Annotated in this window: 17 protein-coding genes, 1 other RNA gene and 1 pseudogene; 9 read left to right on the top strand and 10 right to left on the bottom strand. The window is 63.7% G+C overall.

The genetic code is table 11. From position 1 onward, the window contains the following. Positions 1-57 precede the first annotated feature (57 nt). Entirely contained in the window at positions 58-795 is a 738-nt protein-coding gene (locus ACP2YP_RS30090; RefSeq protein WP_426419851.1) for a 3-oxoacyl-ACP reductase family protein, read from the bottom strand. A gap of 109 nt (positions 796-904) precedes the next feature. On the opposite strand from ACP2YP_RS30090, the gene ACP2YP_RS30085 reads away from it, so the two are divergent. Next, positions 905-1,498, top strand: coding sequence for a TetR/AcrR family transcriptional regulator (locus ACP2YP_RS30085; RefSeq protein WP_426419850.1), 594 nt, complete (start codon positions 905-907; stop codon positions 1,496-1,498). Between the two features lie 144 nt (positions 1,499-1,642). Then, positions 1,643-2,011: a cupin domain-containing protein gene (locus ACP2YP_RS30080; RefSeq protein WP_426419849.1), complete on the top strand. Its 369-nt coding sequence runs from the start codon at positions 1,643-1,645 to the stop codon at positions 2,009-2,011. Between the two features lie 102 nt (positions 2,012-2,113). On the opposite strand, the gene ACP2YP_RS30075 is transcribed toward ACP2YP_RS30080, so the two are convergent. The 9 genes and pseudogenes from ACP2YP_RS30075 to ssrA all read right to left on the bottom strand — a co-directional run bounded on the left by ACP2YP_RS30075 (position 2,114) and on the right by ssrA (position 8,656). Further along, on the bottom strand, positions 2,114-2,344 hold the full coding sequence (locus ACP2YP_RS30075) for a hypothetical protein (RefSeq protein ID WP_426419848.1): 231 nt from the start codon (positions 2,342-2,344) through the stop codon (positions 2,114-2,116). Positions 2,345-2,518: 174 nt separating this feature from the next. Continuing rightward, positions 2,519-2,797: pseudogene (locus ACP2YP_RS30070) on the bottom strand (GNAT family N-acetyltransferase); the annotation flags it as partial. Positions 2,798-3,125: 328 nt separating this feature from the next. After that, positions 3,126-4,997, bottom strand: a complete 1,872-nt coding sequence (gene feoB / locus ACP2YP_RS30065; RefSeq protein WP_426419847.1) for a ferrous iron transporter B — start codon at positions 4,995-4,997, stop codon at positions 3,126-3,128. Between the two features lie 24 nt (positions 4,998-5,021). Beyond that, complete coding sequence (locus ACP2YP_RS30060; RefSeq protein ID WP_148775844.1) at positions 5,022-5,297, bottom strand: FeoA family protein; 276 nt, start codon at positions 5,295-5,297, stop codon at positions 5,022-5,024. A 113-nt stretch (positions 5,298-5,410) separates the two neighbouring features. After that, complete coding sequence (locus tag ACP2YP_RS30055; protein WP_200469321.1) at positions 5,411-5,662, bottom strand: ribbon-helix-helix domain-containing protein; 252 nt, start codon at positions 5,660-5,662, stop codon at positions 5,411-5,413. Next, complete coding sequence (locus ACP2YP_RS30050) at positions 5,659-5,847, bottom strand: DUF4169 family protein (RefSeq protein WP_426419846.1); 189 nt, start codon at positions 5,845-5,847, stop codon at positions 5,659-5,661. The genes ACP2YP_RS30055 and ACP2YP_RS30050 overlap by 4 nt, the downstream gene beginning before the upstream one ends. Positions 5,848-6,124: 277 nt before the next feature. Beyond that, entirely contained in the window at positions 6,125-7,558 is a 1,434-nt protein-coding gene (fumC, locus tag ACP2YP_RS30045) for a class II fumarate hydratase (protein WP_426419845.1), read from the bottom strand. Between the two features lie 89 nt (positions 7,559-7,647). Further along, positions 7,648-8,166 (bottom strand): SspB family protein, encoded by a 519-nt coding sequence (locus ACP2YP_RS30040; protein ID WP_426419844.1) that lies wholly within the window; start codon positions 8,164-8,166, stop codon positions 7,648-7,650. 114 nt (positions 8,167-8,280) lie between these two features. Further along, positions 8,281-8,656, bottom strand: a transfer-messenger RNA (tmRNA) gene (gene ssrA, locus ACP2YP_RS30035). Between the two features lie 96 nt (positions 8,657-8,752). Between ssrA and ACP2YP_RS30030 the strand changes: the two genes are divergently transcribed. The 7 genes from ACP2YP_RS30030 (at position 8,753) to ACP2YP_RS30000 (ending at position 14,313) form a co-directional block, all read left to right on the top strand. Continuing rightward, the gene (locus tag ACP2YP_RS30030; RefSeq protein WP_426419843.1) at positions 8,753-9,382 is read left to right on the top strand and encodes a chromate transporter; all 630 of its coding nucleotides are present in this window, start codon (positions 8,753-8,755) and stop codon (positions 9,380-9,382) included. Further along, positions 9,379-9,909, top strand: coding sequence for a chromate transporter (locus ACP2YP_RS30025; RefSeq protein ID WP_426419842.1), 531 nt, complete (start codon positions 9,379-9,381; stop codon positions 9,907-9,909). Before ACP2YP_RS30030 ends, ACP2YP_RS30025 begins: the two co-directional genes overlap by 4 nt. Before the next feature lie 94 nt (positions 9,910-10,003). Next, the gene (locus ACP2YP_RS30020) at positions 10,004-10,768 is read left to right on the top strand and encodes a tripartite tricarboxylate transporter TctB family protein (RefSeq protein WP_426419841.1); all 765 of its coding nucleotides are present in this window, start codon (positions 10,004-10,006) and stop codon (positions 10,766-10,768) included. Positions 10,769-10,775: 7 nt separating this feature from the next. Beyond that, positions 10,776-12,290, top strand: a complete 1,515-nt coding sequence (locus ACP2YP_RS30015; protein ID WP_426419840.1) for a tripartite tricarboxylate transporter permease — start codon at positions 10,776-10,778, stop codon at positions 12,288-12,290. Positions 12,291-12,512: 222 nt separating this feature from the next. Then, on the top strand, positions 12,513-13,307 hold the full coding sequence (locus ACP2YP_RS30010; RefSeq protein WP_426419839.1) for a thymidylate synthase: 795 nt from the start codon (positions 12,513-12,515) through the stop codon (positions 13,305-13,307). Between the two features lie 5 nt (positions 13,308-13,312). Beyond that, complete coding sequence (locus tag ACP2YP_RS30005; protein ID WP_426419838.1) at positions 13,313-13,798, top strand: N-acetyltransferase family protein; 486 nt, start codon at positions 13,313-13,315, stop codon at positions 13,796-13,798. Next, positions 13,798-14,313, top strand: a complete 516-nt coding sequence (locus ACP2YP_RS30000) for a dihydrofolate reductase (RefSeq protein ID WP_426419837.1) — start codon at positions 13,798-13,800, stop codon at positions 14,311-14,313. The genes ACP2YP_RS30005 and ACP2YP_RS30000 overlap by 1 nt, the downstream gene beginning before the upstream one ends. Positions 14,314-14,400 lie beyond the last annotated feature (87 nt).

The following is a 14,400-nucleotide window of genomic DNA, read 5'->3' as shown; positions in this document are numbered from 1 at the left end:
AATTGCCGTTGCAGAGAACGCGGCCGGACCATGCCCGGCCGCGTTCTGCCTTGACTTCTACGCGTTCGCGCCGCCGTCGACGGTGAGTGTCGAGCCGGTGATGTATTTCGCCTTGGCGCTCGCCAAGAACGTCACCGCATTGGCAATGTCGTCCGGCGCGCCATAGCGGCCCAATGCCATGAACTGCTTCAGCGTCTCCGCGGTCGGGCCGTGAGCCGGGTTCATGTCGGTGTCGATCGAGCCCGGTTGCACCAGATTGACCGTGATATCCTCGGGGCCGAGCTCGCGTGCCAGCGCCTTGTTGAACGCGATCAGCGCCGACTTCGATGCCGCGTAGACGCCGAGCACCGGCGACGGCACGCGATCGGCGAAATAGCTGCCGATGGTGATGATGCGACCGCCCTTGCCGAGGTGGGCGAGTGCCGCCTTGCTCGCGACGATCGGCGAACGGACGTTGACGTTCAGCAGCGCGTCGATGTCCGCGAGCGACATCTCCTTCAACCCGGCCACCCGGAGAATGCCGGCATTATTGACCAGGATGTCGAGCCCGCCCAATGCGGCGACGGTCTTGTCGACCGAGGCCTGGACGGCGGCGACATCCGCGCTGTCGGCCTGGATCGCCACGGCTTTCCGCCCCGAAGCCTTGATGGCGTCGACGACCTTTGCGGCGCTATCTGCGGACTTTTCGTAAGTGATTGCGACATCGGCGCCTTCCGCGGCGAGTGCCGTTGCGATGGCCGCGCCGATACCCCTGCTTGCGCCCGTGACCAGAGCCCGTTTTCCTGCCAGCGTCATTGTCGTCTCCTATTTTGTAACGATCGACACAGAATATCTGGGATCTTGATCGGCCCCGTCAAGTGAATTATGTGTTGATCGCTACAGAAAGAGACGCCAAAGAGACGACATGGCAGGACGGCCACGGGAATTTGATCGCGAGGCGGCGCTGGAGGCGGCGATGCTGCTGTTCTGGCGCAAAGGTTATGCGAGCGCCTCGATGAACGATCTGTGCGACGCCATGGGCGTCCGCTCGCCGAGCCTCTATGCGGCCTTCGAAAGCAAGGAGGCGCTCTATCTGGCGGCGATCGAGCATTACGTCGCGATCCACGGGCAGCCGGTCTGGAACAGGCTTGCGGGAGGCGCAACCGCGCGTGCCGGCATCGCGAATTTGCTGATCGCCGCCGCCGAGACCTTGCCGAAATCCCGGATGTCGCCGGCCGGCTGCATGGCCGTGCTGGGCGCCATCGGCGACGAATGGCCGCCGACCATCGCCCGAATGGTCCGGAAAGTGCGGCTCGACATGCTTGGCAATCTGCGCGCGCGGTTGGAGGCCGCCGTCGCCAACGGCGAGCTGCCCGCTGCGATCGACGTCGATGCGCTGAGCCGGTTCTATCTCAGCGTCTTCCAGGGCATGGCCATCCAGGCCAAGGACGGCGCCACGCCGGCGGAACTGAAAGGTGCGGCCGAGGCGGCGATGGTCGCGTGGCCGGGCGAGGGGTAGTCCGTAGCCCGTAGGGTGGGCAAAGGCGCGCTTGCGCCGTGCCCACCATCGATCCACGGTTGTCGCAATGCATGGTGGGCACGCTTCGCTTTGCCCACCCTACGGGGCTGATACAATTCCGCGATCGAACAAAAAGGATGCCCCATGGCTGAACGTCCCGACACTCACGCAAACACTCAGCAATCCGGTTTCGCCGGTGTCACACGCAAGGTTCTCGAACGTCTTCCGTTGCCCGGCAATCAGGAGCTCATGGTGGTCGAGGTCACCTATCCGCCCGGCGGCGTCGCTCCGCTTCACCGGCATCCCGTTGCAGGCGCGATCTACATCGTCGAAGGCGTTGCCGAGTCGGCTTATGGCAGCGACGAGCCGAGACAATATCGCGCGGGCGAGACGTTGCAGGATCGGGCCGATCTTCCGCACACGCACTTTCGCAATTGCGACCCGGACCGACCGCTCCGCTTCCTGACCATCTACGTGCTTGAACCCGGGCGCACCTACACGCTGGAGCCGTGAGGCGTCTCGCACCGTCGCCGGCGGAACTGACGGGTGTTCTGCATCCGATGCAAAAAGGCCTCGCCGAAGCGAGGCCTCCTTGTTTCGCGTCACTGACACGAATTAATCATCGTCCCAGTGATGGCGACGGATCACGACGCCGCGATCGTAATCGCGATCACGGTGGTACCAGCCATGATGCCAGCCTCGGTCATGCTCGTAGATGCGCGCGCGGGGGCCATAATCATAGCTGTCGCCGCCGACATAGAAGCCGACGCCAGCCGCATTGGCGATGGTGGGGGCACCGATTGCGAGCGTCGCGACCGCCGCAAGAGCGTAAGTCAGCTTTCTCATCTGTTCCTCCTCCTTCTCCGTGTCGGAGGTCAACTTCTGCCGCCGTGGCCTGTTGCAGGAACTGACGAGAAACTTTCTTGAATGGACGTTCAGGTTTCAGGGCCTCCATCGTGAGAAAGCCAAAAACGCGTGTTGCATTCTGCGCGACTGGAACACGCGTGTCGCGCCGGACGTGTAGGCAATCTCGATCTCGTCGATGCAGTCCACGAGGATGTGCCGGATGCCCGCACGTCCGGCGAACGCGCCGTCCTTCGTTCGCAGCGCCCACAGCCCAAAACCGTGCTGATCCCAATGCGCCATGTTGGTCGCGAGATAGGCCTTCGTCACCTCGGCCGATCGTACGGCGCCGAGATAGCGCGACACCTCGGCATCGAGATGCAGCGCGACGAGGTCTGCGAGATGATCCTCGCGCAGTTTCTCGGCGGTCAGCCGCTGGGTGCTAAAGCAGTCCATGAAACCAGATCGCCGCTTCCAAGTGCGCCGCACCGAGGAACCTGTGCGGGGAAGAGCCGGCCGCTGCGGAATTTCCGATGATGCCATTGTGCCAGTGTTTTGCCCGACGGGTCAAGCGGCGTGTGACTCGTAGGATGGGTCGAGCGCAATGAAACCCATCACGTCTCGGCACTCTCGGAGACCATGATGGGTTCGCTTTCGCTCGACCCATCTGACGTGCCGTTTCGTCTGATACGCCAACGGCTTCGCGGCCGTGACCGGTCATCGCCCGGACAACCCCCGTCTACTGTGCATGGGGTTGTTTTCGCAGTTTTGGTTTTGAGAGAGGCTAGCCGGCCCCTAGCGCCACCGCGACGTTGTAGGTCAGAAGGCTCGCCGCATAGGCCAGCACCAGCATGTAGGCGAAGGTCGCCGCCATCCAGCCCCAGCTTCCGGTCTCGCGTCGGATCACGGCAAGCGTCGAGGCGCATTGTGGGGCGAAGATGTACCAGGCGAGCATCGCCAGCGCGGTGGCGAGCGACCATTTCGTTGCCAGCACCTGGCCGATCTGCTCGGCCGCTTCCTTGCCGCCTTCGATCGCGTAGACGGTGCCGAGTGCTGCGACAGCAACCTCGCGCGCCGCCATGCCCGGGATCAGCGCGACCGCGATCTGCCAGTTGAAGCCGACGGGTGCGAGCAGCGGCTCGATCGCCTTGCCGATCATCGCGGCGAGGCTGAAGTCGATGGCGGGCTCGGTCGCGCCCGCCGGCGGCTGCGGGAACGAGGCCAGAAACCAGATCAGCACCATCATCGAGAAGATCGTGGTGCCGGCGCGGTGGAGGAACATCTTGGCCCGTGTGTAGACGCCGAGCGCGATCGATTTCGCGCGTGGCATCTTGTAGTCCGGCAGCTCCAGCATGAAGGGCGCCGGCGCATAGTCGCGCAGCATGAGGAACTTGATCAGGAACGAAACGGCGAGCGCGCTGACGATGCCGGTGGCGTAGAGGCCGAACATCACGAGGCCCTGCAGGTTGATGAAGCCCCAGACGTCCTTGGCTGGAATGAAGGCGGAGATGATCAGCGTGTAGACGGGGATGCGCGCCGAGCAGGTCATCAGCGGCGCGATCAGGATCGTGGTCAGCCGGTCGCGCTTGTTGTCGATCACGCGCGTTGCCATGATGCCGGGGATGGCACAGGCAAAGCTCGACAGCAGCGGAATGAAGGCGCGGCCATGCAGGCCGGCGCCGCCCATGATGCGGTCCATCAGGAACGCCGCGCGCGCCATGTAGCCGAAATCTTCCAAGAGCAGGATGAACAGGAAGATGATGATGATCTGCGGCAGGAACACGATGACGCTGCCGACACCCGAGATCACGCCGTTCTGAAGGAAGCTCTGCAAGAGGCCGCCGGGCAGGGTGGCGTGGACGAAGTCGCCGAGCCCATCGAAGCCCGATTGGAGCAGCTTCATCAGCGGCTGCGCCCAGGCGAACACCGCCTGGAACATCACGAACAGGATGAGCGCGAGCACGATGAGGCCGCCGACCGGATGCAGCACGATCGCATCGATCCGCGCGGTCCAGGTGTCGGGCCGGCTCGGCAGGCTGACGCAGTCCGAGATGATGCGATCGGCCTCGCGCTGGGTCGCGCGCAATTCGGAGACGCTAAGCGCGCGCCAGGTGTTCTCCGCAGGCTCTGCGGCGAGCTTGGCCGAGATCTCGTCGGTCAGCGCCAAGAGGTCGGCGGTGCCGCCCTTGCGCACCGCGATCGAGGTGACCACGGGCACGCCGAGCTCCTTGGCGAGCCGTTCGACGTCGACCGAGATGCCGCGGCGGCTCGCGATGTCGAACATGTTGAGCACGAGGATCATCGGCCGGCCGGTGCGCTTGAGCTCCAGCAGCAGGCGGATGGTCAGGCGCAGATTGGTGGAGTCGGCCACGCACAGCACGAGATCGGGCACGGTCTCGCCGGAGGCCTTGCCGAGCACGAAGTCGCGGGTGATCTCCTCGTCCGGGCTGCGGCCGCGCAGCGAATAGGTGCCAGGCAGGTCGACGACGGAGACCTGGCGTCCGAGCGGGGTGACGAAAAAACCTTCCTTGCGCTCGACGGTGACGCCCGGATAGTTCGCCACCTTCTGCCGGCTGCCGGTCAGGGCATTGAACAGCGACGTCTTGCCGCTGTTTGGCGTGCCCACCAGGGCGAGATGCAGAAGAGGTAATTCCATGGGATCCGATGTCCGGTCGCAATCTCAGGCGACGATGATGGCCATGGCTTCGCGGCGGCGCACCGCGATGGTGATGTTGTCGACGCGCACGGCGATCGGGTCGCGCCCGACCAGCCCTTCGTGCAGGACCTCGACCCGGGCGCCCTCGACGAAGCCGAGCTCGATCAGCCGGCTCTCAAGCTCGATGTCGGACAGAGCCGAGCTCGCGTCCTTGGCGGAGAGGTGCTGAATGACGCCGGTATAGCCGCGCTGGGCCAGGCCCAGCGGCATCTCGCGGCGCGTATCATGGGTATCGGTCATGCCCTGTATTTTCAACGCAGGGCAGGGAGGTCAAGCGCGCACGCCCGTGGAAACTGCACCTTAGAGGGATTTTAAAGTGCGGATCACGAAGCCGTGGGCAGCGCGCCTCGGCACTACTGGGCCGAGACCTTCTCCGGCTGGGCGGCCATGGCCCGGCTCTTGAAGTAGTCGAGCACGAACAGGCGGATCGCCGAGGACAGATTGCCCTGCTGGCGGCCGCCGTCGATCTCGCCGACGAGCTCGGACAGCGTCATGTTGCGCAGGCTCGAGATCTCCTTCATGCCGTTCCAGAACGCCTCTTCCAGGCTGACGCTGGTCTTGTGACCGGCGACCACGATCGAACGCTTCACGACGGGCGACTTCATGGCTGCTCCTCGCGATCGATCTGGTGCTGGTCCAGATGCGCCTTCGCCTGGTCCGCCTGCTTCTCCTCCGCCGATCGCTCCGCCTTCGTGCGGCCGAACTTCGTTCGGTTGGCGTCCGCCTGCTTCGCCGAGGCTTCCCGCTCTGCGCGCTTCCTGAAACGATTCAGGTTGATGACGTTCCCCATGCCGCGTCTCCATCACCCAATCCTCCACAGACAGGATGAAACATTCAGAAACCGGGCGCCGCACTGCGCCCCATGAGACTTGATCGCCATTCGCTTGTCCTCGTCAATCGGCCTGTCGGCCATCAAACGATGAATTTCGCCCCGTCAAGGGCAGAGGCCGCTTGCGTAGCACGCGTCCCCGTTGCCGCATTGACGGTAATCAAATCCTGTCCGTTTAGCCTTATATTTATGAGCCTTGGGGCTCCGTATCATTACGGATGACTATCGGAATTCGGAATCAGCCGGGCCTCGTCATCTTCTCCGGCTGCACCAGGCGGTCGAATTCGTCGGCCGAGACGAAGCCGAGCCGCAGCGCCTCCTCCTTCAGCGTGGTGCCGTTGGCATGCGCGGTCTTGGCCACCTTGGCTGCGTTGTCGTAGCCGATCTTCGGCGCGAGCGCGGTCACCAGCATCAGCGAACGCTCCATCAACTCCTTGATGTGCTTCTCGTCGGCGCGGATGCCGCTGACGCAATGTTCGGTGAAGGAGCGCGCAGCGTCCGCCATCAGGCGGATCGAGTGCAGCATGTTGTAGGCGAGCACGGGCTTGTAGACGTTGAGCTCGAAATGGCCCTGGCTGCCGGCGAAGGTGATCGCGGTGTGATTGCCGAACACCTGGCAGCACACCATGGTCATCGCCTCGCACTGCGTCGGATTGACTTTGCCCGGCATGATCGACGAGCCCGGCTCGTTCTCCGGCAGGATCAATTCGCCGAGGCCCGAACGCGGGCCCGATCCGAGCAGGCGGATGTCGTTGGCGATCTTGAACAGGCCTGTCGCGACGGAATTGATGGCGCCGTGCGCCAGCACATAGGCGTCGTTCGAGGCCAGCGCCTCGAATTTGTTGGCGGCGCTGGTGAAGGGCAGTTTGGTGATCCCGGCGACGTGCTTTGCGAACAGCTTTGCAAAGCGCGGCTTGGAATTGAGGCCGGTGCCGACGGCGGTGCCGCCCTGCGCCAGCGGATAGAGATCCTTCACCGCGACCTTGAGCCGCGCGATGCCGCTCTCGACTTGCGCGGCATAGCCCGAAAATTCCTGGCCGAGCGTCAGCGGCGTCGCATCCTGGGTGTGGGTGCGGCCGATCTTCACGATCTTGGCGAACTCCTTCTCCTTCTTGCGCAGCGCGCGGTGCAGCTCGCCGAGGGCGGGGACGAGATCGGCGGTGACGCGGCTTGCGGCCGCAATGTGCATCGCGGTCGGGAAAGAGTCGTTCGATGACTGGCTCATATTGACGTGGTCGTTGGGATGCACCGGCTTCTTGCTGCCGAGCTCGCCGCCGAGCAGCTCGTTGGCGCGGTTGGCGATGACCTCGTTGAGATTCATGTTGCTCTGGGTGCCCGAGCCGGTCTGCCACACCACCAGCGGGAAATGATCGTCGAGCTTGCCTTCGATCACCTCGCGTGCGGCGCGGATGATGGCGTTGGCGCGGCGCTTGTCGAGCAGGCCGAGCTCGAGATTGGACTGTGCGGCAGCAAGCTTGACGATGCCGAGCGCATGCACCAGCGAGATCGGCATGCGGTCGATGCCGATGCGAAAATTCTGGCGCGAGCGTTCGGTCTGCGCCCCCCAATAGCGATCGGCGGGGACCTCGATCGGACCAAAACTGTCGGTCTCGATGCGGGTCGCGGGGCGGGCGGTTTTCGCGCGGGCAGCTTTGGCCATGAGCACATCCATTCTGCCGCGCGAAACGCCGCGCGGCCTCCTTATGTGCTCTTCTATATAGGGAGTTTGGCCGGGCGCGATGGTCTCGCGGCCAACCTAGATCATTTCTTGCGGAAACGATCGAGCCGCACGACTTCGGCGCCGCCCTGGTTCGGCGGGGTCGGCTCTTCCGCGGTCTCCACGGCTTCAGTGGCCGGCGCGGGCACCGCAACGGCTGATGGGGCCGGGGTCGCCGGCAAATTCTCGCCCGCCACCTCGGCGACGTCGGACGTGTCGAACTGGAGGCCGAATTTCACCGAGGGATCGAGGAAGCTCTTGATGGCGCTGAACGGCACGATCAGGCGCTCCGGAATCCCGCCAAAGGACAGGCCGACCTCGAAACGGTCCTCGAGCACGGTCAGGTCCCAGAACTGGTGCTGGAGGATGATCGTCATCTCTTCCGGATACTGCGCCAGCAGTCGTGGCGAGATCCTCACGCCCTCGGCCTTCGACACGAAGGTAATGAAGAAGTGGTGCTCGCCCGGCAGTCCATGGGACGCGGCGTCGGTCAGCACCTTGCGCAGCACGCCGCGCAGCGCGTCGCGGGTCAGCACATCGTATCGGATATGATCGGTCGCCATGGTGGTCCTGTTGCATTCCAGGAGACGGGCCCTGCCGGTCCGACTCGCCAAGCCGCAATAGTACCGCGCCTGACGGGTCAGCAGGAGTCCCCGCCGGGAAGGAAATCAGAGGTAAGTGGAGGCTTCTGTTGCCAGGTGCCTCCGAACCCCGCCTAACGGAGCTTAACCCGTTAGGACTTTAAGATGGTCTTTCAAACTGCGTTACGCAGCCTGAGCAACCGGAGCAAAGTTGTCGTTGGCAACTATTGCAGTAGCCCGATAACGGCGGAACAATACCGGGAAAAAGTTCGCCCTTTACGCCCTCGTCGATCCTATTTCGCCCCCGCCGAAGCTCATGTGTCAGTGGGCCAAGCCCGCCGAACGATGAGCTTTGGTGGAGGCGCCGGGTACCGCCCCCGGGTCCGAATGGTTTATTGCGACGACCGTTTATTTCCATAGCCGGCGAACCGGCACCCCCAATATAGGGGGCAAAGGTTTCAAATGACAGGTGTTTCGAGCGGCCTTGACCAGGTTCCCTTTGGATAGGTTCCTGATGGTCGTCCCAATGATCTTGGCCGAACCGCCGACAGCGTTCTAAGCTCCTGACATGTCCACGGATTCAGCACCGGCCGCCCAAGAGCCGGATCAAGGGCAGGATCAGGGGCCGGATATCCCGGCCAAACACGCTCCTCCGCCCGGACTTGCCGCGCTGTTCCTGGCGTTTGCCCGGATGTCGCTGGCCGGTTTCGGTGGGGTTTTGGTATTTGCCCGACACGCCATCGTCGACCAGCACCGCTGGATGACCGCAGATGAGTTCAACGAGACCTTTGCGCTCTGCCATTTCCTGCCGGGACCCAACATCGTCAACCTGTCGATGGTGTTCGGGTCGCGGCTGCGCGGAATCACCGGCGGCGTTGCCGCCTTCACCGGGCTGTTGCTGCCGCCGACGCTGATCATGACCGCGCTCGCGATCATCTACGCCCGGTTCGGCGATGTGGAGGTGCTGCGTCGTATCCTCGCGGGCATCTCCTGCGCGGCGGTCGGTCTCCTGATCGCGGTGGTGTTTCGCATGATGACGCCGCTGCTCAAGCGGATAGACGTTGCCGTGCTCGTCCTGATGATCGGCGTGTTCACGGCCATCGGCGTGTTTCGCTGGCCGTTGCAGGCGGTGCTGCTGGTCGCGATCCCGCTCAGCATCGGCATCACATATTTGATGCGACGGAATGCAGCAGCATGAGCAGCGAGAACCCGGTCTGGGCGCTGATCTCCACTTTTGGTCTAATGTCCTTGTTCGCGGTCGGCGGCGCGGCGGCCGCAGTGCCCGAGATGCACCGCATCGCTGTCGATGTGCATCACTGGATGACGGACAAGCAGTTCGCGGATGCCTATGCGATTGCGCAGTTCTCGCCGGGTCCCAACGTGCTTATCGTCACGTTAATCGGCTATGCCGTTGCCGGCATTCCCGGCGCGCTGGCGGCGACGCTGGCGATGTGCCTGCCGACGGCGCTGCTTGCCTATTTTGTCAGCCGGCTCTTGAACCGGCCAAGCCAATCGCGCTGGCCCGGGCTGATTCAGGCTGCATTGGTTCCGCTGTCGATCGGCTTGATGGCGGCGAGTGCCCTGATCCTGGCACAGTCGACCGATCGAACCATTGCCGCGCTGCTTCTGACCGCGGCGGTTGCGGTGATCGCCTCCGTCTCGCGCGTCAATCCGCTGTGGCTTCTGCTCGCAGGCGGGCTGTTGGGTTTTGCTGGCATTGTGTGATGAAAATCGCTAGGCAATGATCCGGGCCGGGGATCCCTTCCAGCCGATTAGAACAACAGTGCTCGTGACTTAACAGGTCGCGGAGGAGACATGCATGGCCGATACAATGGGCCACTCGGCGGCGACAGCCACAAGAAACACATCGGTGGCAATCGGCTTCTGCCTGCTGGCGCTCGCGCCGCAGATCTTCGAATTCATCTGGTCGACCGGGACGATCTTCGGCTGGGGTGCCGGGCGCGGTCCGGCCACGGTCCTGATCAGCCACGCCACGGCGCTCGTTGCGGGCGCACCCGCTGCGCTGATCGGATCGATCGGCGGTGACACCAAGAAGGCGTCATCCGATGTGCTGCTGGCGCTGATCTATTCCTATCCGCTGTTTGCGGTGGCGATCCTCACGGTCTTCATGACGATCAGATCGGCACAGGACTATGTCGGCGGGATCGTTCTGATGGCGCTCGCCCTGTTCGCGCTGTGGGCCTCCAGCGATTTGCAGGGGATGCGCGGCTTCTCCTTCGGCGCAGGCACCGCGCCGCGGATGTTTGCCGGGCTCCTTGTGGCGCTTGGCGCCGGCATCGCATTGACGGGATTGTTGTCCGATGGACCGGCGATGGCGCATTATTCCTGGCGCGGCCCGCTGTTCGTGATGGTCTCGATCGTCTTCTTCGCCCTGGCGATCCGGCCGCTTGGGGTCGTGGTTTCGGCGTTCACGAGCTTCCTGATCGCGGCGATGGGCACGCATGAGACGCGCTGGATCGAAGCGATCATCGTCGGCGCCTGCCTGACGCTCGGCTGCGCACTTCTCTTCCCCTACGTGCTCGGGCTGCCGATGCCGATGTTCCCGCGCTTCCTGGTCCAGTGAGGCTGTAATGGATATCTTTGCAAACCTCGCTCACGGTTTTGTCGTTGCGCTTTCTCCGATCAACCTTCTGATGTGCCTGATCGGCGCGCTCGTCGGCACGCTGGTCGGCGTGCTGCCGGGCATCGGCACTATTGCGACCGTCGCGATGCTGCTGCCGATCACCTTCGGACTGCCGCCGGTCGGCGCGCTGATCATGCTCGCCGGCATCTACTACGGCGCCCAATATGGCGGCTCGACCACCTCGATCCTCGTCAACATACCAGGTGAAGCGACATCGGTGGTCACCGCCATCGATGGCCACCAGATGGCCAAGCAGGGTCGCGCCGGCCCGGCGCTGGCGATTGCCGCGATCGGCTCGTTCTTCGCCGGCTGCGTCTCCACCGTGCTCATCGCCGTGCTCGGCGCGCCACTGACCAAGCTCGCGCTTGCATTCGGTCCGGCTGAGTACTTCTCGCTGATGGTGCTCGGCCTGATCTTCGCCGTCGTGCTGGCCAAGGGCTCGGTGCTGAAGGCGATCGCGATGATCGTGTTCGGCCTGCTGTTGTCGATGGTCGGCTCGGACATCGAGACCGGCGCCTCGCGCATGGCCTTCAACATTCCGGAGCTTGCCGACGGTCTTGGCTTCGCCACGGTGGCGATGGGCGTGTTCGGCTTTGCCGAGATCATCCGCAATCTCGACGCCGGCGCCGAGATGAACCGCGATCTCGTGCAGCAGAAGATCACCGGCCTGATGCCGACCAGGAAAGACCTGATCGACTCGACGCCGGCGATCCTGCGCGGCACTGTGCTCGGCTCGATCCTGGGCATCCTGCCGGGTGGCGGCGCGGTGATCGCGTCGTTTGCGGCCTATACGCTCGAGAAAAAGCTTGCCAAGAACCCGTCGCGGTTCGGGCGCGGCGCGATCGAGGGCGTGGCGGCGCCTGAAAGCGCCAACAACGCGGCCGCGCAGACCTCCTTCATCCCGCTGCTCACCCTCGGCATCCCGCCGAACGCGGTGATGGCGCTGATGGTGGGCGCGATGACCATTCATGGCATCGTGCCGGGCCCGCAGGTGATGCAGAAGCAGCCTGATCTGGTCTGGGGCATGATCGCCTCGATGTGGATCGGCAATCTGATGCTGATCATCATCAACCTGCCGCTGGTCGGCATCTGGGTCCGTCTGCTGCGCGTGCCGTACCGGCTGATGTTCCCCTCGATCGTGATCTTCTGCGCGATCGGCATCTACTCGGTGAACAACGCGCCGGTCGACGTCATCCTCGCGGGCGTGTTCGGTCTCGTCGGCTACTGGCTGATCAAGCACGATTTCGAGCCGGCGCCGCTGCTGCTCGGCATGGTGCTCGGACCGCTGATGGAAGAGAACCTGCGCCGCGCACTGCTGATCTCGCGCGGCGACTGGAGCGTGTTCCTGACGCGTCCGCTGTCGGCCGTGCTACTCGCGATTGCGGCGTTCCTGCTGGTGCTCACGCTGTTGCCCATGCTGCGGGCCAAGCGCGACGAGGTGTTCACGGAATCCGAGAACTGAGCCGCGGGAGCGGTTGCGCACGCTGGCTGCTTGGCCAGTATAATCAAGCCGATAGGCGAGGGGCGGGACGCGAGTTCCGCCCCTTGCCGTTTGCGCCAGCAACCCTCACTTTTCCGGGTATAATCTATGTGGGCGGCGAATCGCGGGCTGTCGCAGCACGGGGCCGGCCGTTAAATTCGCCGTCCTCCCATAGGTTGCCGTCTTCCAAAGGGTTTTTGGCACATGCACCAGTATCAGGACCTGCTCGAGCGGATTCTTTCAGACGGCGCCGAGAAGACCGATCGGACCGGTACCGGCACGCTGTCGGTGTTCGGTCATCAGATGCGCTTCAATCTGTCCGCCGGCTTCCCGATGCTGACCACCAAGCGGCTGCCGCTGAAGGCGATCGTGCATGAGCTGTTGTGGTTCCTGAAGGGCGACACCAACATCAAATATCTGCGCGACAACGGCGTTACCATCTGGGACGAATGGGCCGACGCCAATGGCGATCTTGGCCCGGTCTACGGCCATCAATGGCGCTCCTGGCCGGCGCCGGACGGCCGCAGCATCGACCAGATCGCTGACGTCGTCGACATGATCAAGCGCAATCCGGACTCGCGCCGCCTGATCGTCTCGGCTTGGAATCCGGCAGAAGTCGACAAGATGGCGCTGCCGCCCTGTCACTGCCTGTTCCAGTTCTACGTCGCCAACGGCAAGCTGTCGTGCCAGCTCTATCAGCGCTCGGCCGACGTGTTCCTCGGCGTGCCCTTCAACATCGCCTCCTACGCGCTGCTCACCATGATGGTGGCGCAGGTCACGGGTCTGAAGCCCGGCGACTTCGTGCATTCGTTCGGCGACACCCATCTCTATTCCAACCATCTGGAGCAGGCGCGGCTGCAGCTCTCGCGTGCGCCGCGTGCGCTGCCGCTGATGCGGATTAATCCTGACGTGAAGGACATCTTCTCCTTCCGCTACGAGGATTTCGAGCTCGTCGGCTACGATCCGCATCCGCATATCAAGGCGGAAGTCGCGGTCTAGCACCGATGTCGCTCAGCATTCGACGCGCGCGTCGAGGCGAAGCCGGGCTCGTTCTCGATTTCGTCCGCGAGCTCGCCGCGTACGAAAAGCTCTCGCATGAGGTCGAGGCGACCGAGGCTGACATTGCGGACGCGCTGTTCGGCGACGATCCGCGTCTGTTTTGTGCGATTGCCGAGTGGAACGGCGAGCCGGTCGGTTTTGCGGCGTGGTTCCTGAATTTCTCGACCTTCAGCGGCCGCCACGGCATCTATCTCGAAGATTTGTATGTGCGGCCATCGCTTCGGGGCAAAGGTCTCGGTAAGGCGCTGCTGGTCTATCTGGCGAAGGAATGCGTCGACAACGGCTGGTCGCGCCTGCAATGGGCGGTGCTCGACTGGAACGCGCCGTCGATCGCGTTTTACAAATCGCTCGGCGCCGTGATGCTGGACGATTGGACGCTGTGTCGGGTCAGTGGTCCTGCGCTGACGCGCCTTGCTGGGAGCGCATCCTGATGGAGATCGTCTTCGTCGTTGCGATTGCGGAGAACGGCGTCATCGGTGCCGGCAACGCGATCCCGTGGCGATTGAAATCCGACATGTCACGCTTCAAGGCGCTCACCATCGGCAAGCCCGTGATCATGGGCCGCAAGACGTTCGAATCCCTGCCCGGGCGCCGGCCGCTGCCGGGCCGCACCAACATCGTGATCACGCGCGATGCGGACTACCGCGCCGCCGGGGCCATCGTCACGACCTCGGCAGCGGATGCGGGCGCGGTTGCGGTTGGTGATGCCCTGCGGCGTTCAGCCGCTGAAATCGCCGTGATCGGCGGCGCAGAAATCTACCGGCAATGGCTCGATCGCGCCGACCGCCTCGAGATCACGGAAGTGCATGCGCGGCCCGACGGCGACACGCATTTTACGATCGACAAGGCATTGTGGGACGAAACGAGCCGCGTCCGCCATCCGGCCGGCCCCGACGACAGTGCCGACTTCTCCTATGTGACATATCGTCGGCGGCCGTCCCATTAACTGCATTCGCCAATGTTTACATTGACTTTTCCGCCCCCGAGCATAGCTCGTGGGTCGGTCAGGCTTGCGTTGTAAGGGTCCTTTCGG

It is taken from the genome of Bradyrhizobium genosp. A, assembly GCF_049949275.1.
Lineage (GTDB): Bacteria > Pseudomonadota > Alphaproteobacteria > Rhizobiales > Xanthobacteraceae > Bradyrhizobium.
This window is presented reverse-complemented; position numbering and strand designations above follow the sequence as displayed.

Excerpts from the sequence above, each read along its gene's own strand:
- ACP2YP_RS30090 (WP_426419851.1), bottom strand. The coding sequence starts at position 795 with ATGACGCTGGCAGGAAAACGGGCTCTGGTCACGGGCGCAAGCAGGGGT.
- ACP2YP_RS30085 (WP_426419850.1), top strand. The coding sequence starts at position 905 with ATGGCAGGACGGCCACGGGAATTTGATCGCGAGGCGGCGCTGGAGGCG.
- ACP2YP_RS30080 (WP_426419849.1), top strand. The coding sequence starts at position 1,643 with ATGGCTGAACGTCCCGACACTCACGCAAACACTCAGCAATCCGGTTTC.
- ACP2YP_RS30075 (WP_426419848.1), bottom strand. The coding sequence starts at position 2,344 with ATGAGAAAGCTGACTTACGCTCTTGCGGCGGTCGCGACGCTCGCAATC.
- feoB (WP_426419847.1), bottom strand. The coding sequence starts at position 4,997 with ATGGAATTACCTCTTCTGCATCTCGCCCTGGTGGGCACGCCAAACAGC.
- ACP2YP_RS30060 (WP_148775844.1), bottom strand. The coding sequence starts at position 5,297 with ATGACCGATACCCATGATACGCGCCGCGAGATGCCGCTGGGCCTGGCC.
- ACP2YP_RS30055 (WP_200469321.1), bottom strand. The coding sequence starts at position 5,662 with ATGAAGTCGCCCGTCGTGAAGCGTTCGATCGTGGTCGCCGGTCACAAG.
- ACP2YP_RS30050 (WP_426419846.1), bottom strand. The coding sequence starts at position 5,847 with ATGGGGAACGTCATCAACCTGAATCGTTTCAGGAAGCGCGCAGAGCGG.
- fumC (WP_426419845.1), bottom strand. The coding sequence starts at position 7,558 with ATGGATGTGCTCATGGCCAAAGCTGCCCGCGCGAAAACCGCCCGCCCC.
- ACP2YP_RS30040 (WP_426419844.1), bottom strand. The coding sequence starts at position 8,166 with ATGGCGACCGATCATATCCGATACGATGTGCTGACCCGCGACGCGCTG.
- ACP2YP_RS30030 (WP_426419843.1), top strand. The coding sequence starts at position 8,753 with ATGTCCACGGATTCAGCACCGGCCGCCCAAGAGCCGGATCAAGGGCAG.
- ACP2YP_RS30025 (WP_426419842.1), top strand. The coding sequence starts at position 9,379 with ATGAGCAGCGAGAACCCGGTCTGGGCGCTGATCTCCACTTTTGGTCTA.
- ACP2YP_RS30020 (WP_426419841.1), top strand. The coding sequence starts at position 10,004 with ATGGCCGATACAATGGGCCACTCGGCGGCGACAGCCACAAGAAACACA.
- ACP2YP_RS30015 (WP_426419840.1), top strand. The coding sequence starts at position 10,776 with ATGGATATCTTTGCAAACCTCGCTCACGGTTTTGTCGTTGCGCTTTCT.
- ACP2YP_RS30010 (WP_426419839.1), top strand. The coding sequence starts at position 12,513 with ATGCACCAGTATCAGGACCTGCTCGAGCGGATTCTTTCAGACGGCGCC.
- ACP2YP_RS30005 (WP_426419838.1), top strand. The coding sequence starts at position 13,313 with ATGTCGCTCAGCATTCGACGCGCGCGTCGAGGCGAAGCCGGGCTCGTT.
- ACP2YP_RS30000 (WP_426419837.1), top strand. The coding sequence starts at position 13,798 with ATGGAGATCGTCTTCGTCGTTGCGATTGCGGAGAACGGCGTCATCGGT.